This window comes from Ruegeria sp. AH12 (genome assembly GCF_056541465.1).
Window position 1 is genome coordinate 1 of the sequence record NZ_JBQFYL010000115.1, and the last position, 857, is coordinate 857.

At 56.9% G+C, this 857-nt stretch carries 1 pseudogene; it reads left to right on the forward strand.

The window, feature by feature from the left end:
* Nucleotides 1-47 precede the first annotated feature (47 nt).
* A pseudogene (locus ACR0EL_RS22005) lies at nucleotides 48-846 on the forward strand (IS5 family transposase).
* Nucleotides 847-857 lie beyond the last annotated feature (11 nt).

Here is an 857-nt window from a genome sequence, read left to right on the forward strand (position 1 = left end):
CATCTCGGCTGCGTGATTCAAAGCTCCTGAGTTTTGAGGGGTATATCATGAGCAATCTATTCTGGTTGAGCGACGAGCAGAAGTCGCGTCTTCAGCCTTACTTTCCGAAGAACCATGGCAAGCCGCGGGTTGATGATCGTTGTGTACTGAGTGGGATTATTTTCATCAATCGCAATGGGTTGCGGTAGTCCGATGCGCCTCGCGAATATGGGCCGCCGAAGACGCTGTACAACCGCTGGAAACGGTGGAGCGATATGGGTGTATTCGCTCGCATCATGACCGGGCTGGCTGCGCAAGAAGCCGATCTCAAGACCATCATGATTGACGCAACCTACCTCAAAGCGCAGCGCACGGCCTCCAGCCTGCGGCTGAAAAAGGGGGGCGCGGCAGACTGATCCATTGCCCGGCAGGCGCATCCCAAGGATGCTGCCGAGAGGCGCGCGCACCAAGGGCGGCATGAATACGAAATTGCACGCCATTACTGACAGCCTCGGACGCCCTATCCGCTTCTTCATATCCGCTGGGCAGGTCAGCGATTACACGGGCGCCAGGGCTCTGGTGAACAATCTGCCATCGGCTGACTGGCTGCTGGGTGATCGCGGCTATGACGCCGACTGGTTCCGCGAAGCCCTGAAGGACAGGGGAATTAGGTCCCGGATCCCAGGTCGAAAATCGCGCGACAAACCTGTCCGCTACGACAAGCGCCGCTACAAACGACGAAACAGAATTGAGATCATGTTCGGGCGCCTGAAGGATTGGCGTCGTGTGGCTACTCGCTATGATAGATGCCCGAAGGTCTTCCTCTCAGCCATTGCACTCGCAGCTACCGTCTTGTTCCGGCTGTAAATCAATGAGTC